14 protein-coding genes and 1 pseudogene are annotated in these 19,124 nt (G+C 70.9%); 8 read left to right on the top strand and 7 right to left on the bottom strand.

All coding sequences use genetic code 11. The annotated features are described in order from the left end of the window. Positions 1 to 62 precede the first annotated feature (62 nt). The 4 genes from ACFY7E_RS10085 to ACFY7E_RS10070 all read right to left on the bottom strand — a co-directional run bounded on the left by ACFY7E_RS10085 (position 63) and on the right by ACFY7E_RS10070 (position 3,471). Positions 63 to 971 (bottom strand): EamA family transporter, encoded by a 909-nt coding sequence (locus tag ACFY7E_RS10085; RefSeq protein ID WP_389482771.1) that lies wholly within the window; start codon positions 969 to 971, stop codon positions 63 to 65. Beyond that, complete coding sequence (gene upp, locus ACFY7E_RS10080) at positions 968 to 1,615, bottom strand: uracil phosphoribosyltransferase (RefSeq protein WP_389483354.1); 648 nt, start codon at positions 1,613 to 1,615, stop codon at positions 968 to 970. The genes ACFY7E_RS10085 and upp overlap by 4 nt, the downstream gene beginning before the upstream one ends. A gap of 439 nt (positions 1,616 to 2,054) precedes the next feature. Further along, positions 2,055 to 2,738: a phosphoribosylanthranilate isomerase gene (locus ACFY7E_RS10075; protein ID WP_389482768.1), complete on the bottom strand. Its 684-nt coding sequence runs from the start codon at positions 2,736 to 2,738 to the stop codon at positions 2,055 to 2,057. A gap of 76 nt (positions 2,739 to 2,814) precedes the next feature. Further along, entirely contained in the window at positions 2,815 to 3,471 is a 657-nt protein-coding gene (locus tag ACFY7E_RS10070; protein ID WP_389482766.1) for a nitroreductase family protein, read from the bottom strand. Between the two features lie 133 nt (positions 3,472 to 3,604). On the opposite strand from ACFY7E_RS10070, the gene ACFY7E_RS10065 reads away from it, so the two are divergent. From ACFY7E_RS10065 to ACFY7E_RS10035, 7 genes are all read left to right on the top strand, one after another. Continuing rightward, entirely contained in the window at positions 3,605 to 4,093 is a 489-nt protein-coding gene (locus ACFY7E_RS10065) for a MarR family winged helix-turn-helix transcriptional regulator (protein WP_389482764.1), read from the top strand. 193 nt (positions 4,094 to 4,286) lie between these two features. After that, entirely contained in the window at positions 4,287 to 5,012 is a 726-nt protein-coding gene (locus ACFY7E_RS10060; protein ID WP_389482762.1) for a dienelactone hydrolase family protein, read from the top strand. A 104-nt stretch (positions 5,013 to 5,116) separates the two neighbouring features. Further along, the gene (locus tag ACFY7E_RS10055) at positions 5,117 to 5,887 is read left to right on the top strand and encodes a hypothetical protein (protein ID WP_389482759.1); all 771 of its coding nucleotides are present in this window, start codon (positions 5,117 to 5,119) and stop codon (positions 5,885 to 5,887) included. A 416-nt stretch (positions 5,888 to 6,303) separates the two neighbouring features. After that, positions 6,304 to 6,858: an SseB family protein gene (locus ACFY7E_RS10050; protein WP_389482757.1), complete on the top strand. Its 555-nt coding sequence runs from the start codon at positions 6,304 to 6,306 to the stop codon at positions 6,856 to 6,858. Then, positions 6,858 to 7,505: a hypothetical protein gene (locus ACFY7E_RS10045; protein WP_389482755.1), complete on the top strand. Its 648-nt coding sequence runs from the start codon at positions 6,858 to 6,860 to the stop codon at positions 7,503 to 7,505. The genes ACFY7E_RS10050 and ACFY7E_RS10045 overlap by 1 nt, the downstream gene beginning before the upstream one ends. Further along, positions 7,505 to 12,115, top strand: coding sequence for a putative T7SS-secreted protein (locus ACFY7E_RS10040; RefSeq protein WP_389482752.1), 4,611 nt, complete (start codon positions 7,505 to 7,507; stop codon positions 12,113 to 12,115). The genes ACFY7E_RS10045 and ACFY7E_RS10040 overlap by 1 nt, the downstream gene beginning before the upstream one ends. 353 nt (positions 12,116 to 12,468) lie before the next feature. Beyond that, positions 12,469 to 12,921, top strand: a complete 453-nt coding sequence (locus tag ACFY7E_RS10035; protein WP_389482750.1) for a colicin immunity domain-containing protein — start codon at positions 12,469 to 12,471, stop codon at positions 12,919 to 12,921. A gap of 92 nt (positions 12,922 to 13,013) precedes the next feature. Here the strand turns inward: ACFY7E_RS10035 and ACFY7E_RS10030 are convergent. Beyond that, positions 13,014 to 13,222, bottom strand: a pseudogene (locus tag ACFY7E_RS10030) (aspartate--tRNA ligase); the annotation flags it as partial. A 592-nt stretch (positions 13,223 to 13,814) separates the two neighbouring features. After that, a complete protein-coding gene (gene aspS, locus ACFY7E_RS10025; RefSeq protein ID WP_389482747.1) occupies positions 13,815 to 15,632 on the bottom strand; it encodes an aspartate--tRNA ligase in 1,818 nt (605 codons plus the stop codon). 149 nt (positions 15,633 to 15,781) lie between these two features. On the opposite strand from aspS, the gene ACFY7E_RS10020 reads away from it, so the two are divergent. Then, on the top strand, positions 15,782 to 17,941 hold the full coding sequence (locus tag ACFY7E_RS10020) for a SpoIIE family protein phosphatase (protein WP_389482745.1): 2,160 nt from the start codon (positions 15,782 to 15,784) through the stop codon (positions 17,939 to 17,941). Here ACFY7E_RS10020 and ACFY7E_RS10015 read toward each other — a convergent pair. After that, positions 17,938 to 19,011, bottom strand: a complete 1,074-nt coding sequence (locus tag ACFY7E_RS10015; protein WP_389482742.1) for an AI-2E family transporter — start codon at positions 19,009 to 19,011, stop codon at positions 17,938 to 17,940. The two genes, ACFY7E_RS10020 and ACFY7E_RS10015, sit on opposite strands and share 4 nt — an antisense overlap. Positions 19,012 to 19,124 lie beyond the last annotated feature (113 nt).

Below are 19,124 nucleotides of genomic sequence, written 5' to 3'. Positions count from 1 at the left end.
AATGGTGCTCAGTTCCGGGATGACGTGAGTGGTGCTCGGATCCGGGATGACGTGAGTGGTGCTCAGGTCCGGCTGGTCGCGCGCACGGGCGGTGCGGACTCGGGTGCCGCGCTCCGGTCACGCGGCTGGGCGAGGACGACGGCCGCGACGACGGCCGCGGCGCCGAGGAGCTGGAGCGGGCGCAGGCTCTGGTCGAGGAAGAGGTGGCCGAGGACGGTGGCGCACAGCGGCGAGGCGAACGACAGGAACGAGGCCGCGAGCGCCGGGAGCCTGGACAGCCCGCGGAACCACAGGACGTAGGCGAGGAGCGCGCCGACGACGCCGAGGTAGAGGAACCCGCCGATGTTGGCCCGGGTGAGGTGGTCCGGCAGGTCCTCGCCGAGCAGGGTGACCGGCAGCAGGACCAGGCCGCCGACGGTGAGCTGCCAGCCGGTGAAGGTCAGCAGGCCGACGCCGTCGGGGCGTCCCCACTTCTTGGTGAGCACGATGCCGGCGGCCATGGACAGGGCGCCGAGGAGCCCGGCGACGACGCCGACGGCGTCCAGGCCGGCGTGCGGTCGCAGCACCAGCAGGGCCACGCCCGCGGCGGCGAGGAGACAGGAGCCGAGGTGCACCGGCCGGATCCGGTCCCGCAGGAGCGGGGCGCCGAGCAGCAGCACGATCATCGGCTGGACGGACATGACCAGGGCGGCCACCCCGCCCGGCAGGTGGTACGCGGCGAGGAACAGGAAGTAGAAGAACGCGCCGATGTTCAGCACGCCGAGGACCACGGCCCGCCACCACCAGACGCCCCGGGGCAGCGTCCGCGTGATCAGCAGCAGCACGAGCCCGGCGGGCAGGGCGCGCATCGTGGAGGCCAGCAGCGGGCGGTCGGGCGGCAGGAACTCGGTGGTGACCAGATAGGTGGATCCCCAGACGGCGGGGGCTAGCGCGGTGAGCGCGGAGGTCCGGGCGATCCGCCCGCCGCTCATGGGGTGGCTCCGGAGTCGGCGGTGCCGAAGAAGCGGTCGCCGAAGTCGCCGATGCCCGGGATCATGAACGCGTGCTCGTTGAGCCGGTCCTCGACGGCACTGGTGACGACCTTCACGCGCGGCCGCTCGGAGGCGACGCGGTCCAGCCCCTCGGGCGAGGAGATGAAGGTGGTCAGCACGATGTTCTCCTCGCGCACGCCGGCGTCCAGGAGGACGTCGATCGCGGCGAGCGCCGATCCGGCGGTGGCCAGCATGGGTTCGAGGAGCAGGACGTGCCGCTGGGCGATGTCGGCGGGCAGGTGCTTGTAGTACAGGTGCGGGAGCTTGGTCTCCTTGTCCCGCTGGATGAGGATCTTGCCGATGCGGATGCCGGGGTGGATGTCCCGCAGCTCGCTCTCCATCGCCTCGCCGGCCCGGATGACGGGCACCGCGCAGATCTTGGAGGCGAAGGCGAGCCCCTGGTAGGTGGCGCCGACGGGGGTGGTGACGTCCTTCTTGGTGAACGGCAGCAGGTCGAGGCCGGCTTCGAGCAGCAGGCGCATGACGCGCCGCGAGTAGAGGACGAAGTCCTCCCGGCTGCAGTTCCGGTCCCGGATGACCGTGTGGATGGCGCGGAGCTGGTCGGTCTGCGGCAGCAGGTGCACAGGGTGGCCCGTGGTCACGGCTGGTTTCCTTCGAGGTCGACGAGAACGCGGTGCGGGACGGTGCGGTCGTTCGGTCGGGCGTCGGGCGGTCGGGCGGCCTTCCGGCCGGAGCGGCCCTCCGGTACCTGCCGCGGCCGGGTGTGGCGGGACCGGCCGCGGCAGGCGGGACCGGGCCGCCGCACCCTGCCCGGGATCACCCGGCCGGCCCCGGGCAGGGTGCGGCGGGGCCGGTGCCGGGGCACCCGGCGGGCGGGGAGGAGCGCGGCGACGCGCCGGGACGCCCCCGCGCGGATGCGGGTGCGGACGCGGGCAGATGTGAGGAGGGGCCGGTGGCGCGCGGCGGGCGCGCGGGCGGGACCGGCCCGGGAGGCGGTTCCGGTGGGCCGCCGGTCAGCCGACGCGTGGAACCGCCGGTCAGCCGGTGGCGTGGAACCGCCGGTCAGCCGATGGCGTCGAAGGCGCGGCGCGCCTCGGCGACGAAGGTGGCGACCTTGGTGCGGTCCTTGCGCCCGTCGGCGCCTTCCAGACCGGTGTGCGCGTCCACGGCGGCCGGCTTCACGGCGACGATCGCGTCGTACACGTTGTCCGGGTTCAGCCCGCCCGCCATCATCAGGGGCTTGGGCGAGCGGCGGACGAGCTCGGCGGAGACGTTCCAGTCGTGGGTGAGCCCGGTGGCGCCCTTGGCGCCGGTCTTCGGGTCGAACGTGTCGGTGATGTACATGTCGACGAAGGGGTGCGTCTCGTCGACGAGGCGGAGCAGCTCCTCGGCGTTGTCCTCCTTGACGACCAGCGACTTGAGGACGAACAGGTCGGGCCGCAGCTCCTTGAGGAGACGGAGCTGCCCGGTCTCCACGTCACCGTGCAACTGCACCGCGACGACCCCGAGTTCGGTGCAGAAGTCGCTGATCTCGGCCGCGTCGGTGAGGTAGCTGATGAGGACGCCCGCGTGCGGGGCCCGGAGCCCCTTGATGATGTTGGCGGCGTCCTGCTCGGGTATGTCGTCCTTGCCGGACGGCAGCCGCAGGGCGAATCCGAGCCAGTCGGCGCCCTCGCCGATGATCATGTCGGCTTCGGCGGCGTCGATGACGCCGGCGACCTGGACGAGCTTGTTGACAGTGGTCACGTGGACAGTCCCCCTGATTGTCACGGTGATTCCGCCCGTCCTCCACGGACGCGGACGGTGTGGGTACGACGCGGCCTCAGCGGCCGTACGTCTCCCCGAACCGGGTCAGCGACGGATCGCGGCGCCCGGGATGACGTCGGGTCTCGGCCGGGAGGCCGAGCGGTACGAGAAGGGCGATGTGCAGGTCGTCGCGGCCCTCGATCCCGATGGCCTTCTTGACCAGGTCCTCGTCCCAGCCGTTCATCGGGCTGGTGGCGAGACCGGCGGCCTCGGCGGCGATCATCAGGAAGGAGGCGGCGATCATGGCGTCCTTGACCGCGTACTCCCGCTCCAGACCGCGGTCGTGCAGGTCCTCGTGGAACTGGCGCACCGCCTCGGGCAGGCCGGTGGCGAACTCCTCGGACCAGGCGCCGAGTCGCGACGCCGTCTCCAGGACGTCCTCGCGGCCCTCGCGCCAGGCCCGGGACTCGGCGACGAACACCAGCGTCACGGGCGCCTCCTGCGGGTGCGGCTGTCCGCCGGTGGCCTCGGTCAGCGCCCTGCGCCCCTCCTCGCCGGAGACGATCACGACGGAGCGGGCCTGCAGGTTGTAGCTGGACGGCGCCTCGAGGGCGAGGTCGACCAGTTCGTGGACCAACGACAGGGGTACCGGATCGGGCCGGTAGTGGCGGATACTGCGGCGCGCACGGATGATCCGGGCCACCGCGGCACGGTCGGTCTCCGTCGACTGCACGAGCACCACCCCTTCCACGTTTACTTCGACGTCAAACTGTATGACACCGAGAAACTATGGCGGGAACTACACTCATGTCAAACAATTCGTCCTCGAATTAATGTCGTCGAATCAATGACGAGGAGGTGGACAGATGCGTGACGCCGTCGACGACTTCCTCGACCAGTGGGCCGCCCGACGCACCGACCTGGACCTCGACGCGATGGGCGCCGTCGGCCGTGTCCTACGGCTGTCGCGTCTGGTCAACGCACACCTGAAGGACTACTTCGCGCTGCACGGCCTGGAGACGTGGGAGTTCGACGTGCTCGCCACCCTGCGGCGCAGCGGCGGGCCCCTGACGGCCAAGTCGCTGGCCGACAGCGTCATGATCAGCTCGGCCGCGCTCACCAACCGCATCGACCGGCTGGCCGCCCGCGGCCTCGTCGCCCGCGAGTCCGTGCCCGGCGACCGCCGCAGCCTCCACGTCACACTCACCGAAGCGGGCCGGAACGTCGTCGACTGCACGGTGGAGGGACACGTCGAGAACCAGCGGAAGCTCCTCTCGGCCCTGGACGAGACGGACCGCGAGGACTTCTCCCGCATGCTGCGCACCCTGCTGATCTCCCTGGGGGACACGCACTGACCGCCCCCGCCACCCCGGCCCCGGTGAACACGCCCCCCACCCCCTCGCCCCACCACACCCGCCGTCGTCCGAACGTCCGATGGTCCGCCGACAGACAGCCGACGCGTCCGGGTGACGCGGTCGGGACGGACAGCTGTCTGCCGTCGGTGAACACCGCCCCGAGCGGACGCGACGGCCACTACCGTCCCGTCGCATGACGACGGTCACCACCCGTACGGTCGCCTACCCGGCCGACGACCTGACGATGATCGGACACCTCGCGCTCCCGGCCGGTGCCGGGCGCCGGCCCGCGGTCCTGATCGGGCCCGAGGGGATGGGGCTCGGCGACGTCGAGCGCCGGCGGGCCGATGCCCTGGCCGAACTGGGTTACGTGGCGCTGGCCTTCGACCTCCACGGCGGACGCTACCTGGCGGACCCGGAGGAGATGCTGGCCCGTTGCATGCCGCTGCTCGCCGATCCCGACCGCATGCGAGGAATCGGCCACGCCGCGCTCGACGTGCTGCGCACCGAACCACGGACCGACCCCGACCGGATCGCCGCCGTCGGCTACGGCACCGGGGGCGCGGTCGCACTGGAACTCGGCCGCGACGGCGCCGACCTGCGCGCGATCGGAACGGTCAACGCGCTGACCACGGGCCGGCCGGGCGAAGCGGCCCGCATCCGCTGCCCGGTGTGGGCCGGGGTCGGATCGGAGGACCCGATCATGCCGCCCGCGCAACGGGAGGCGTTCATCGCGGAGATGCGGGCCGCGGACGTCGACTGGCGCCTCACGGTCTACGGCGGCGCCCTGCACGCCTTCCACCACCCACCGGTCACCCACCCCACCGTTCCCGGCGTCGGCCACCACCCACGACACGCACAACGAGCCTGGAACGACGTCGTCGCCCTGCTCACCGAATGCCTGCCCGTCACGGATTGATCCGGCCGGCTCCCGACGCCCGCTCGGGAACCCCCGCCGGGCACCTGCGAGAACCGCAAGCCGTCGGGTCAGGGACAGAACAAGCAGCCGTCGGGAGGGGGCCCGTGGACACACCGGAGCCGGAAGCCGGTCAGCTCCAGCTCCACGACGTGGTCACGCACGGTTCCGACGGCGGTGTCTGCGTCGTCCGCTGCGTCGGAGGCACCCCCCGGCCCGGACAGGTCTTCGCCACGAAGGGCCTGACGGGAACGCCGAGACTGGAGTGGATCGAGAGGTACGGCCGCTTCCTGGAGTTCCTCGACCCGCCCCACAGCGTCCTCGTCCACCTCTCCGACGCCCCCCTCGTCCAACTCCGTCACGGAGACGTCCTCACCTCCGTGACGGAACCGGACACCACCGCCCTCCCCGGACGGCTGGCTCCCGACTGGCGCGGGAGGCTCGCGAACTGCGGGCTGCGATTGATCGGCCTCGCCACACCCGACGGCCTTCCCGAGGTGCTGCGAGCCCATGACGCCGCCCGCGGGCACCGGGCCCGGCCGGAGATCCTGGTCCAGGACACGCACCCCGACGCCGGAGCGGAACTGGACCTTCTGTGGAACACGATGACGACTGCCACTCGACTCGCCTCCCCGGAAGGCGAGTTCTACGTCGTGCCGCCGGACCCCCGCGGACACGAGATCGGCTGGGCCCGCGTCCGGGACCGCGTCGGAACCGGCCTGCCGTCCCGTGTCCTGGCCGCCACCGGCCGTGCCGCGTTCCTCGCGGTCTCGCCGGACGGGCGGGTCCTGGCCGCGGTGACGGACGAGGAGACGGGGCGGCGGATCGTCGTACGCGACGACGACTGGAGGACCCGCCCGGCACGGCCGGACGACTGACGGCGGACGAGAGGAAGGCCGAACGACCCGCCGTACACGACGACAAAGCCCACCGGGCATGGGCGGCCGGCCGACGGGCCGGCTCAGCAACCGGGTTTGCCGCCCGCCGCGACGGGCCGGCTCCGGTCGACCCGGATCTTGGCCACGTGCTGCACGTTCTCGGTGCTACCTCCGTACCTGGCTGGAGCTCGCTCCGAGGCTGCCCTGAAGGGCGCGCGCCCATCGGCCCGGTGACCTGACAAAGACCGTTCCGGGCCGCGTGCGGAATCCGGCACGCGCCGGGCCGTTCGTTCGGGCGTTCCTGGTGCGGAAACGCCGGAGCGGGTCGGAGGCCGGGGCGGTACCGGCCGATCGGCGTGGCCCGATCGGCTCTTTGTTCGTTGCTCGCGCGAAGGAGCCCGTGGCAGCATGCGGACGTGAAGGACAACGGGGGCGAGAACGAGCACGGCATACCGGAACCTCAGCCGGTTTCCAGGTTGTCGGAATTGGTGGACGTACCGGATCCGGCCGTACCGCCGGCGCCGGTGGAGAGCGGTCCGGAGGAACGGGCCGCGGCGGCCCGGCGCGGGTTTGCGCGTTTGCTGGGGGAGTTCCGGCGTACCGCCGTCCTGGTGCCGTTCGACGGGCGCGAGAGTCTGTGGACCGCGGACTTCAACGGGGTGCGGTGGATCTGCGCCTTCTCGGACGAGGAGGCGCTGGCGCGGTTCGCGGTCGCGCGCGGGGAGGCCGGGCGCGCGTGGCCGTACCGGACGATCCTCGGCGCGCGGCTCCTCGACGTGATGGCGCCGATGCTGCCCGGCCCGGGCGGGGTCGCGCTGGACGCGGGCAGTGCGGACGGGACGCTGTTCCCGCCGGTGGCGGGGATCGTCCCGGACGAGGTCGCGGTGGACCTCCTGGACAAGGGAGCGGAGACGGGGGCGGGGATGGACATGGGGACGGAAACGGGGACGGGGGCGGGGGCGGGGGCCTGATGGGCGGGAACGAACCCGAGCTCGCGGCGTCGGCGGAGGCGCTCGCGGCGATCGCGAAGGGCATCGACCTGGCGCATGCGGAGCTGAAGGACCTCGGCATGGCCGGACAGGCCGCGATGGGCCGGGGCTTCTCCGGACTCGCCCTGTCAGGAATCGAGTTGGGGTACGGGGGCCTGACGTCGGAGTTCGAGACCTTCTGCGACCGGTGGGAGTGGGGCGTACGCGCCCTGACCCTGCGGGGGAACGGCTTCGCCCAGGGGGTCGGTCTGTCGGCCGGTTCGTTCGCCGAGCAGGAGCAGTACGTCAAGGACTCGATCAAGATCGGGGTGAACTCGCTCAACGGCAACCCCCACCTCTCCGAGGACGACGTCAAGAAGATGAGCTGGGAGACCGTCCGCGACCAGCAGGCCTGGGACGGGGCCGACTGGAGCGAGAAGTCGTTCACCGACACCTACCAGGAGGTGAAGCAGACCTGGCAGAACACCGCGTACGACGTCGAGGACTCGCTGCTCGACTCGATGGAGCGCTCGGGCGCCCTCGACCCGGGGCTGCGGGACGCGATGGACGAGAAGCTCGAGGACACGCTCGATCCCGACGAGGCGACGGTCGAGCAGGCCGAGCAGCCGCGCTGGGGGGAGAACCGCTGATGGCGGACTGGGGCGAACTGTTCGACAAGGGCGTCGACAAGTTCAACGACGGCGTCGACAAGGGCAAGGAACTCGTCGGCGAGGGCGTCGACTACGTGACCGACAAGACCGGCCAGGCCCTGGACAAGGCGGGGGCGCACGACTGGGCGGACTCGGTCGAGGACTGGGGCGACGAGACCGCCTCCTCCCTCGGCGCGCAGGTCGGGGAGCAGCAGCTCGGGCAGAGCGAGGAGGCGGACGAGCTCGTCCACGGCAAGCCGGAGAAGATCGCGGAGGCGGTGAAGGACCTCCGGGACTTCCAGAAGGCGTTCGACCTGGTCGGCGGCGGGATGCGGAAGCTGGACGCCGGTCACTGGAAGGGCGAGGCGGCCGACGCGTTCCGGAAGAAGTTCCAGACCCTGCCGACCGACTGGCTGCGCGCGGCGGACGCGATGGGGGACGCGGCCAAGGCGTTGGAGACGTACTCCAGGGCGGTCGTGAGCGCGCAGGGCAAGGCCCGCGAGGCGATCGCGCTGTACAGGGAGGGCGAGAAGGACTCGAAGGAGTCCGAGGAGAGCTACAAGAAGAAGGTCGCCGCCTACGACGCGGCCCGCGACGGGGACAGTCCGCTGCCGCACCCCGGGACGTACTCCGACCCGGGCGAGGCCAAGCGGCGGCGGGCCCGGGAGGTCCTGGACGACGCGCGCAGGGCGCGCAACGAGGCCGGGGAGACGGCGGGGGCGGCGGTCCGCGCCGCGCTCGCCCACGCGCCCCGGGAGCCGACGGGCCGCGAGCGGGCCGAGCTGGAGCTGCTCGACCACGGCGTGGGCCAGGGCGTCGAGCTGGCCCACTTCGGCGGCGGCATCGTCAAGGGCACGGCCGGGCTGCTCAACTTCGTCCGCTCGGTGAACCCGATGGACCCGTACAACCTGACCCACCCGGCGGAGTACTACAAGGGCGTCAACATGACGCTCGCCGGTCTGGTGTCCTCGGCGGCGAACCCCGACCGGACCCTGAAGAACGCCTGGGACGCGGCGAAGGGCGACCCGTCGGAGTTCCTCGGCCGGCTCGTACCGGAAGTGATCGGCACGAAGGGCGCGGGGCTCGCGCGCAGCGGCGTACGGCTCGGGCTGAACGGCGCGAAGCACCTGCCCGAGCCGAGGAAGCCGGGCGGTGCCGTCGAGCCGGAGAAGCCGGGGAGCAGCCGCGGGGACCACGAGAAGGATCCGGACAGCAACGGCAAACGGGGTTGCGAGACGGCGTGCAAGAAGGACCCGATCGACATCGCGACGGGCCGCATGCTGCTGCCCCAGACCGACGTCGTCCTGCCCGGTTCGCTGCCTCTCGTCTTCCGGCGCACCTTCGACTCCACGCGCCGCTCCGGTCGCTGGTTCGGCCCGGCGTGGTCGTCGACCGTGGACCAGCGCCTGGAGATCGACGCGGAGGGCGTCGTCTTCAGCTGCGACGAGGGCAGCCTCCTCGCCTACCCGCACCCGGCCCCCGGCGTGCCGGTCGTGCCCACGCACGGCCGGCGGTGGCCGCTGGACCGGGTCGAGGACGGCTACACGATCACCGACCCCGACACCCGCACGGTCCGGCACTTCGCCGACCACGGCGACGGACTCGCGCTCCTGGTCCAGATCGACGACCGCAACGGCAACCGGATCGCCTTCGAGTACGACGAGGCCGGCGCCCCGACGGCGGTCGTCCACCACGGCGGCTACCACCTGAAGCTGACCACGGACGCGGGCCGGGTGACCGCCCTCCACCTCGCGGGCGCGGCGCCGGACGGCTCCGACCAGGAGATCCTGCGCTACGGCTACACCGAAGGCCACCTGACCGAGGTCGTCAACTCCTCCGGGCGGCCTCTGCTCTTCGGCTGCGACGAGCACGGCCGCATCACGTCGTGGACCGACACCAACGGCAGCCGCTTCGGCTACGTCTACGACGACCGGGACCGCTGCACCTACCAGTCGGGGACCAACGGACACCTGGAAACGACCTTCACCTGGGACGACGTCGACCCCGAGACCGGGTTCCGCGTCACCACCCTCACCGACGGCCTGGGGCACACCGAACGCCACCTGATCGATGAGCGCGCCCAGGTCGTCGCCGAGATCGACCCCCTGGGCGCGGCCACCCGCTTCACCTACGACCGCCGGGGCCGCCTGCTGTCCCGGACGGACCCGCTGGGGCACGTCAGCCGCACCGCCTACGACGAGCGGGGCCGCCCGACGTCCGTGGAGCGCCCGGACGGGCGGCGGGCGCGGGCCGAGTACGACGAGGACGGCTTACCGGTACGGATCGTCGGCGCCGACGGCAACGCCGTGCGCCAGACCTTCGACGAGCGCGGCAACCGCACGTCGGTGACGGCTCCCTCGGGTGCCCGGACGGAGTTCGCGTACGACGGGTCGGGACGGCTCGCCTCGGTGACGGATCCGTTCGGCGCCACCACCCGGCTCGTCCTGGACGCCCGGGGCCTGCCCGTCGAGGTCACCGACCCGCTGGGGGCCACGACCTGGTACGAGCGCGACACCTTCGGCCGTACGGTCCGGATCACCGACCCCCTCGGCGCGGTCACGTGCCTGGAGTGGACGGTGGAGGGCCTGCCGTCCCGGCGCGTCGCGCCCGACGGGACGGTGGAGTCCTGGACGTACGACGGCGAGGGCAACTGCCTGAGCCACACGGACGCGAGGGGCGGCACGACCCGCTTCACGTACACCGACTTCGACCTGCTGACCTCCCGCACGGACCCGGACGGGGTGCGGTACGCGTTCACGCACGACACGGACCTGCGGCTGACGCGGGTGACGAACCCGCAGGGCCTGACCTGGGACTACGCCTACGACCCGGCGGGCCGGACCCTGTCCGAGACGGACTTCGACGGCCGGTCGCTGAGGTACGCGTACGACGCGGCGGGCCGGCTGGTGGCGCGGACGAACGGACTCGGCCAGACGGTCCGGTTCGAGCGCGACGCGCTCGGCCGGATCGTCCGGAAGGACGCCGAGGGCGCGGTCAGTACGTACGAGTACGACGTCTTCGACGAGCTGGCGGTGGCGACGAACCCGGACGCGCGGCTGGAACGGCTCCGGGACCGCCACGGCCGATTGCTGTCGGAGACGGTCAACGGGCGGACGCTGTCGTACGCGTACGACGAGGCGGGCCGGCGGGTGGGGAGGACGACGCCGGGCGGCTCGGTCAGCACGTGGACGTACGACGCGGCGGGCCGCAGGACGAGCCTCACCGCCTCGGGGCGCGAACTGACCTTCTCCTTCGACGCGTCGGGCCGGGAGGTGGAGCGCTCGGTCGCGGACTTCGTGTCGCTGACGTCGTCGTACGACGTGATGAGCCGGCTGACGGCGCAGGAGGTCACGTCGGCCCGGGACGGCGGCCGTCTCCAGCACCGCGCGTACGCCTACCGCCCGGACGGCAACCTGACCGCCGTCACCGACGGCTTCTCGGGGACGCGCCGCTTCGACCTCGACGGGGCGGGGCGGGTCACGGCGGTGCGGGCGGACCGGTGGACGGAGCGGTACGCGTACGACGAGGCCGGCAACCAGACGGAGGCGGAGTGGCCGTCCGCGCACCCGTCGCACGCGGCGACGGGGCCGCGCGCGTACGAGGGGACGCGGATCACCCGCGCGGGGGCGGTCCGCTACGAGCACGACGACCAGGGCCGGATCGTCCTGCGCCGGAAGACCCGCCTGTCCCGGAAGCCGGACACCTGGCGCTACACCTGGGACGCGGAGGACCGGCTGAGGTCGGTGACGACGCCGGACGGCACGGTCTGGAGCTACGCGTACGACCCCCTGGGCCGCCGCGTCTCCAAGCACTCGGCTCTCGAAACGGTCCACTTCACCTGGGACGACACGACCCTCTGCGAGCAGACGACCGAGAACGTCGTCCTGACCTGGGACCACGCGGGCCTGCGCCCCCTCTCCCAGACCGAACGCCGCACGGACACGAACGACGAACGCTTCTTCGCCATTGTCACCGACCTGATCGGCACCCCGACGGAACTCGTCGACGAGTCGGGAGAGTTGGCCTGGCGCACCCGATCCACCCTCTGGGGCACGACAACCTGGACCCGCGACGCCACGACGTACACCCCCCTCCGCTTCCCGGGCCAGTACTTCGACCCGGAGTCGGGGCTCCACTACAACTACTTCCGGTATTACGACCCGGAGTCGGCGCGGTACCTGAGCCAGGATCCGCTGGGATTGGCCCCGGCTCCGAATCCGGCGACGTATGTTCACAACCCGCATACGTGGAGCGACCCATTGGGGCTCGCTCCGTGCCCGAAGGCTGGCTGGGAGAGGAAGGCCGACTTCTCGAGCCAGAAGGTGATGAGCAAGAAGTTCCACGCTCATGCCGACACCTTCCTGGACAACCCGGGAAACCTGAACAAGGCCAACCTGCAGCGATTCGAAGAAAGCATGCGGGAGCACATGACCGCCGAAGAGACGAAGATCTATCGATTCAACTACAGAAATCAGGGGCAGGCCGTCGGGTTCATCGATCCTTCGACACAGAAAATGGTTATGCTTCGTTCTGATGGAAAATTCTGGTCGGCCTGGCGCCTTGCCGACAAACAGTTCGAAGGAATCATCGACGAGGGGTTCTTGTGGTAAATCTGCCACACGACAACGACCGATCCGCGCAAGAAAACCTGTTGATTGGGACGGATGGAGGCTTCGCGCCTGCATGGCTGCATGGCAAGGGCGTGACTCCCGTGCCCTCGGGATTCCATTTGGATGCCCATGTGATCCGCCGCATCAAGGCAGGATGCCGCAGTGTGGGGGCAGATCACGTACTTATCTCTCAAATTACCACCGCCTTGCAGCATCCATCAATCGGAGGGGCACCGCATCAGCCCACTGAGACCGACCTCTCGGATATCGCGCCTCCTGCACTCCTTCATACTCCGGATCTACAAGGAGCCGTACTATTTTCCGAGCCGGGATGGGCACTTGTCGCAGGAACCGTGACGTTCCTGAGTGCCGCGGTGAACGAAGGAGTCGACGCGGCAAGGGCTCAATTCGGCCGCTACGCCAGAGCCGCGAAGGGTAGGTGGCCAAATCTTCCGAAGATCGCTTCCTCTTATCCTCCTACACATAGGGCGTGGTCGAATCCTGCCGATGTCACGCCGGGAACAGCCACTTCTCGACTTGTGGCGCTTTTTGACGCATTCGTCCGGGGGACGTGCACTGCAGCCGAATTCGCGGATGGCTGGTGGGAGACTCAAAGGAACGCGCAGTCACAAGGGGAAAGAGCGACCGGAGGCTTGGCCGACCTACTCGGTGAAGTGTTCATGCTGCTCGAGGACTACACTCCTGATCCCGAACTCAGGGAAACCGGCGACCTCACGGACAGCGAACTACGAGAAAGAGTGCTGAACCTCGCCAAAAATTCAGGGTGGCAACCCAAGAGGAAGTGACTCCCGGATTTCCGTGGACCAGCAACAATGTAAGGGGCCCGGAACCGTACCCACGGTTCCGGGTCCCTCTCGTCAGTACGGCGTACTACCGCTTACCGCGCCGCGTCCGGATGCACCGCCTCCGTCACCGGACGCCCCTCCGTCGCCTTCGAATCGACCGGCTTCCGCAGCTGGATGTTCAGCTCGCGCAGGCGGGTCTCCTCCAGTTCCGTAGGGGCGCCCATTATGAGGTCCCGGCCGTTGCCGTTTTTTTTGGGGGGGGGAAGGCGATGGTCTCGCGGATCTTGGGCTCGCCAGAAAGATCGACAAGCCAGAAGGAGATCACCATCTTTTCCACAAGGAAGGAGGTCGGACCGAATTACTGATTCAGAAAAGGGAAAATGGCTGAACCGCATCACAATCACCGGCCTTACCATATCCAGCAATCCGGCACCTAGTGACGTGCCCCCCGTTCACGAAGCAATGCAGAGCGTTTCGAACTGGGAGGTTGAGCCTACCTCTACAGTGCCCCTAGATCACTCGAACGCCCTTCAAGAGGTGGACCAGAATTGGTACGCGCACGCCGTGCGGAACGGGCTTTTCGGCAATGACGGCACCTTTCTCCTGAGCATCTCTGGGGCGGGCTCACGGAAATTCGGTTGGGCCATGGTGAAGTGGTCTCCCGGAACGGAGCTGGCACCACGGCTCGCGAGGGCCGAGGAAGGGCTGGACTTTGTCGCGATGTCAATGGACGGGCGAGTGGTGTGTGCCGTGACAGAAGAGGAGTACGAGTACTGGATCGTCGTCCAGCACCTTCGGTAGAAAGGACCGGGCGGTGACGACCGGAACGCGCGAGGGGCCCGGAACCGTTCATACGGTTCCGGGCCCCTCGCGTCAGTACGGCGTATTACCGCTTACCGCGCCGCGTCCGGATGCACCGCCTCCGTCACCGGGCGGCCCTCCGTCGCCTTCGACTCCACCGGCTTCCGCAGCTGGATGTTCAGCTCGCGCAGGCGGGTCTCCTCCAGTTCCGTGGGGGCGCCCATCATGAGGTCCTGGGCGTTGCCGTTGAGGGGGAAGGCGATGGTCTCGCGGATGTTGGGCTCGTCCGCGAGGAGCATGACGATGCGGTCCACGCCCGGGGCGATGCCGCCGTGCGGCGGGGCGCCGAACTGGAAGGCGCGGAGCATGCCCGCGAACTCGGTCTCGACGGTCTCGCGGGAGTAGCCCGCGATCTCGAAGGCCTTGAACATGATGTCGGGCTCGTGGTTCCGGATCGCGCCGGAGGAGAGCTCGATGCCGTTGCAGACGATGTCGTACTGCCAGCCGAGGACGTCCAGCGGGTCCTGGGTCTCCAGGGCCTCGAGACCGCCCTGCGGCATCGAGAACGGGTTGTGCGAGAAGTCGATCTTGCCGGTCTCCTCGTCCTTCTCGTACATCGGGAAGTCCACGATCCACGCGAAGCGGAAGACGTTCTCCTCGAACTGCCCGGCGCGCTTGGCGGCCTCGACCCGGACCGGGCCCATGATCTTGGAGACCTCGTCGAACTGGCCGGCGCCGAAGAAGACGGCGTGGCCGGGCTCCAGGCCCAGGCGCTCGGTGAGGACCTTGACGTTCTCCTCGGTGAGGAACTTGGCGATCGGACCGGTCAGGGCGTTGCCCTCGCCGACGCGGATCCAGGCCAGGCCCTTCGCGCCGAGCGAGATCGCGTAGTCGCCGAGGCCGTCGAAGAACTTGCGCGGCTGGTCGCCCGTGTCCGGGACGGCGAGCGCGCGGACGTGCTTGCCGGCGAACGCCTTGAACTCGGAGTGCGCGAACACGTCGGTGAGGTCGACCAGTTCGAGCGAGGTGCGCAGGTCCGGCTTGTCGTTGCCGTACTTCAGCATCGACTCGCGGAACGGGATGCGCGGGAACGGCGAGGTGACGTGGCGGCCGCCGCCGAACTCCTCGAAGAGCTCCGTCATGAGCTTCTCGATCGGCTGGAAGACGTCCTCCTGCTCGACGAAGCTCATCTCGACGTCGAGCTGGTAGAACTCGCCCGGCGAGCGGTCGGCGCGGGCGTCCTCGTCGCGGAAGCAGGGCGCGATCTGGAAGTAGCGGTCGAAGCCCGAGATCATGAGCAGCTGCTTGAACTGCTGCGGGGCCTGCGGCAGCGCGTAGAACTTGCCCGGGTTGAGGCGGGACGGGACGACGAAGTCACGGGCGCCCTCGGGGGAGGTCGCGGTGAGGATCGGGGTCGCCATCTCGTTGAAGCCGAGGGCCACCATCTTGGAGCGGATGGCGGCGATGACGGCCGAGCGCAGCATGATGTTGCGGTGCATGCGCTCGCGGCGCAGGTCGAGGAAGCGGTACTCCAGGCGCCGCTCCTCGTTGACGCCGTCGTCGGCGTTGATGGTGAAGGGGATCTGCTGGGCGGCGCCCAGGATCTCGACCTCCGCGACCTCGACCTCGACCTCGCCGGTGGGCAGCTCGGCGTTGACGTTCTCCGCGCCGCGCGAGACGACCTTGCCGTCGACGCGGACGACGGACTCCTTGGTCAGCTTGTCGAGCGCCTCGTACGCGGCGGTGCCGGGGCGGGCGACGAGCTGCGTGATGCCGTAGTGGTCGCGCAGATCGATGAAGAGGATGCCGCCCAGGTCGCGCCGATTGTGCAGCCAGCCGCTCAGCCGGACGTCGGTGCCGACGTCAGAGGCGCGGAGCTCGCCGCAGGTGTGGGACCTGTACCGATGCATCGTCGTTCATCCAGTCTTCGGGATTCGGTGGAGGGACCTTGACGGGGTCCTTGACGGCGTCAAGGCCTCCCAGCGTACCGGGCGGGCCACGGTCGGTTTTCGAATACCGCCGGTGGCGTCCCGCGGTCCGATATTCATAAAGTGGGGCAATGCGCACCGAGGACGTCCTGGCCGCGATCGCGACCGGCCTGTGGCGCTGGGACAACGCGTCCGGGACCGTCTCGCTCGACGCCGAGGCGGCCCGGCTGCTCGGGCTGCCCGCCGAGCCCGTACGGCTCGGCGAGGCGGCCGTGCGCTCCCGTTTCCATCCGGTCGACTGGAACGAGATCGACGGGGTGGTGAACCTCGCCGTCGCCGAGGGCACCCTCGCCGAGGCCCGGCTGCGGATCATGGACGAGCAGGGGCGGGTGATCCGTACCGTACGGAGCCGGTCCAAGCCGCTGGTCGAGGCAGACGACTACCAGCTGGTCGGCACCCTCCAGGAGGTCGCCGAGCCGGCGCCGGGCACCGCCGTCCGCACCCCGGTCACCGGCGACTGGCGCCGCTCCCGGGAGGCCTTCCTGCTCGACGCGGGCCGGGCGCTCGCCGAGGCGCGGTCGACGGCCGAGGTGCTGCGGGTGGCCGCCTCCCTGTCCATGCCGGGCTTCTCGCCGGACGGGCTCGCCGTCTTCGGGGTCTCGGGCGACCGGCTGACGATCATCGGGCACCACGGGCAGAGCCAGGACGACGAGGGCCCCTTCGCGACGATGTCGCTCGACACCGACTACCCGGCGGCCGAGGTGGTCCGCACGGGCCGGGCGATCTACCTGCCGTCGCCCGAGGAGTACCTGAGCCGCTTCCCGGTGACCTGGCCGCTCGCCCGGCGCTTCGGGCGCCGCTCCTGGGCCTTCGTGCCGCTGGTGGTCGCCGGGCGCACGATGGGGGCCTGGATGGCGGCCTTCAAGCACCCGGTGGCCTTCACGCCCGACGAGCGCGCGGTGCTGACCACGGTGGCGCGGATGCTGGCGCAGGCCCTCGCACGCGCGGGCGTGGCCGAGTCGGAGCGCGAGCTGTCGCTCGGCCTCCAGCGGGCGATGCTGCCGGTCCTGGGGCCGGGGATCCCCGGCCTCCGGGTGGCCGCGCGGTACGTGCCGACCGGCGGCGGGCTCCAGGTCGGCGGCGACTGGTACGACGTGATCCGGCTGCCCGGCGGTGCCTCGCGCCCGGACGGGGGCGGCGCGGGCCGGATCGCCCTGGTCATCGGGGACGTGCAGGGGCACGACGTGCGGGCGGCGGGCCTGATGGGGCAGCTGCGGATCGCCCTGCGCGCGTACGCCTCCGAGGGGCACCGGCCGGACGCGGTCCTCTCCCGGGCCTCGCGCTTCCTCCACGGGATCACGGACGGCGACGACGGGGAGAGCGAGAACGGGCCCCGGTTCGCGACCTGTCTCTACCTGGAGGTCGACCTGGAGACGGGGACGGTGGACATCGCGCGGGCGGGGCACCCGGACCCCGCGGTGCGGATGAACGACGGAACGGTTCTGCTGAGGCCCACGGCCGGTGGTCTGCCCCTCGGCGTCGAACCCGACACCGACTACCCCACGACCCGGCTGACGCTGGACCCCGGCGAGACCCTGATGATCTGCACCGACGGGCTCCTGGAGACCGGCGGGCACGACCTGGACACCGGCTGGGAGCGGGTCAGGAAGATCCTGGAGTCCCATGACGGGGAGGATCTGGAGGATCTCGCCGACACCCTCGTGGAGGCCGTCCACGGCCCCGGCTCGCACCACACCACGGGCCCGCTCGCGGACCGGCGCGAGGACGACATCGCCGTCCTGCTGCTCTCCCGCCGCCCCGCCGGGACCGCGCGGCAGGCACCGCGCCGCACCCTGATGACGATCGCCCAGGCGGAGCCGGAGCGGATCGCGGAGGCCCGGGAGCAGGTGCGGCAGCTGCTGCACGACTGGGCGGACGGGGACCAGCTCGACTCGGCGGTCCTGATGGTCTCCGAGATGGTCACCAACGTCCTCGTCCACACGGACGGCGACGCCCTCCTGGTCGCGGAGGTCGCCTGCGCCGGGACGTCCCGGCGGCTGCGCGTGGAGGTCTCCGACACCAGCGACGAGCTGCCGCACCGGCGCCGGCCGGGCGAGATGGCGTCGAGCGGGCGCGGCCTGCTCCTGATGGAGATGCTGGCGCACGCGTGGGGGGTCGATCCGCGCGGCGAGGGCAAGTCGATCTGGTTCGAGCTGAACGAGCCGGAGACGGCGGGGGGCTGCTGCGGCCGGATCCCGCCGCCCGGCGGGCCGGGGGCGGACGCCCCCTAGGCCCCGCCCGGCGTATGGGGAACCGCCGCCCCGTACCGGCTCCGCAGCTCCCCCAGCACCCCCGTGGCCGCGGCCGTCAGGGGGACGGCGAGGAGCATGCCGAGGATGCCCGCGACGGAGGCGCCGGCCGTGATCGCGAGCATGACGGCGGCCGGGTGCATGTGGACGGTCCTGCTCTGCACCATGGGCTGGAGCAGGTGCCCCTCGATGACCTGGACGGCGAGGACGACCCCGAGCGCCCACAGGGCGATGGCGAAGCCCCGGTCCGCGAGGGCGACGAGGACCGCGACCGCGCCGGAGAGGAAGGCGCCGAGGTAGGGGATGTACGCGGTGACGAAGACGAGCGCCGCGAGTCCGACCGCTCCGGGCACGCGCAGGACCAACAGCCCGACGCCGATGAGGGTCGCGTCGACGAGGGCGATGAAGGTCGTGCCGCGCATGAAGCCCTCGACGGCCTCGAAGGCGCGGCGCGCCATGGCCTCGGCGGTGTCGCCGGTCGCGCGGGGGACGAGGGAGCGCAGCGCCCCGGCGGCCCGGTCGGAGTCGCGCAGGAAGAAGAAGATCAGGAGCAGCGCGAGGACGGCGGTGGCGAGCAGGTGGCCGACGACGCTGATCCCGGAGATCACTCCGGAGGCGGCGGTCCCGCCGAACCGTTTGAGGAGGTTCTCGGCGTTCCCGCCGAGGTCCTCCAGGGAGGTGCCGACCGGGCCGAAGTGCTCGGCGATGTCCTGGGCGGCCCGCCGGACCGAGGCGACGATCTGGTCGCCGGTGTCGACGAGGGCGGCGACGACGATGTACGCGGCGCCGCCGACGACCACGAGCACCGCGAGGACGGTGAGCCCGGCGGCGAGGGACTTCCGGACCTTCATCCGCAGCAGGCGCCGGTAGAGGGGGCCGAGGAGGGCGGTGCCGAGCACCGCGAGCAGGGCGGGCGTGACGGCCGCCTTGAGGACGACGCAGAGCCAGACGGCGACGGCGGCGACCCCGGCGACGAGCAGCAGGACGGCGCACCAGGCGGCGACCCGGCGGGCGGGTTCGGGAAGGAGCGGTCGGACGGTGGGCGTCTGCACCCGACCACCGGACCACGCCACCGGGCACGCCGTCGCGCGCTGACGGTCCGTACGGGTGACGGGGCGTCAGAACGGGGGTGCGGGATACGGAGCTGGAGCGCCGGCACCCGGTA

Origin of the sequence: Streptomyces sp. NPDC012825, from assembly GCF_042900925.1 — a bacterium.
Lineage (GTDB): Bacteria > Actinomycetota > Actinomycetes > Streptomycetales > Streptomycetaceae > Streptomyces.
This window is presented reverse-complemented; position numbering and strand designations above follow the sequence as displayed.

Excerpts from the sequence above, each read along its gene's own strand:
- ACFY7E_RS10085 (WP_389482771.1), bottom strand. The coding sequence starts at position 971 with ATGAGCGGCGGGCGGATCGCCCGGACCTCCGCGCTCACCGCGCTAGCC.
- ACFY7E_RS10065 (WP_389482764.1), top strand. The coding sequence starts at position 3,605 with ATGCGTGACGCCGTCGACGACTTCCTCGACCAGTGGGCCGCCCGACGC.
- ACFY7E_RS10060 (WP_389482762.1), top strand. The coding sequence starts at position 4,287 with ATGACGACGGTCACCACCCGTACGGTCGCCTACCCGGCCGACGACCTG.
- ACFY7E_RS10045 (WP_389482755.1), top strand. The coding sequence starts at position 6,858 with ATGGGCGGGAACGAACCCGAGCTCGCGGCGTCGGCGGAGGCGCTCGCG.
- ACFY7E_RS10040 (WP_389482752.1), top strand. The coding sequence starts at position 7,505 with ATGGCGGACTGGGGCGAACTGTTCGACAAGGGCGTCGACAAGTTCAAC.
- aspS (WP_389482747.1), bottom strand. The coding sequence starts at position 15,632 with ATGCATCGGTACAGGTCCCACACCTGCGGCGAGCTCCGCGCCTCTGAC.
- ACFY7E_RS10020 (WP_389482745.1), top strand. The coding sequence starts at position 15,782 with ATGCGCACCGAGGACGTCCTGGCCGCGATCGCGACCGGCCTGTGGCGC.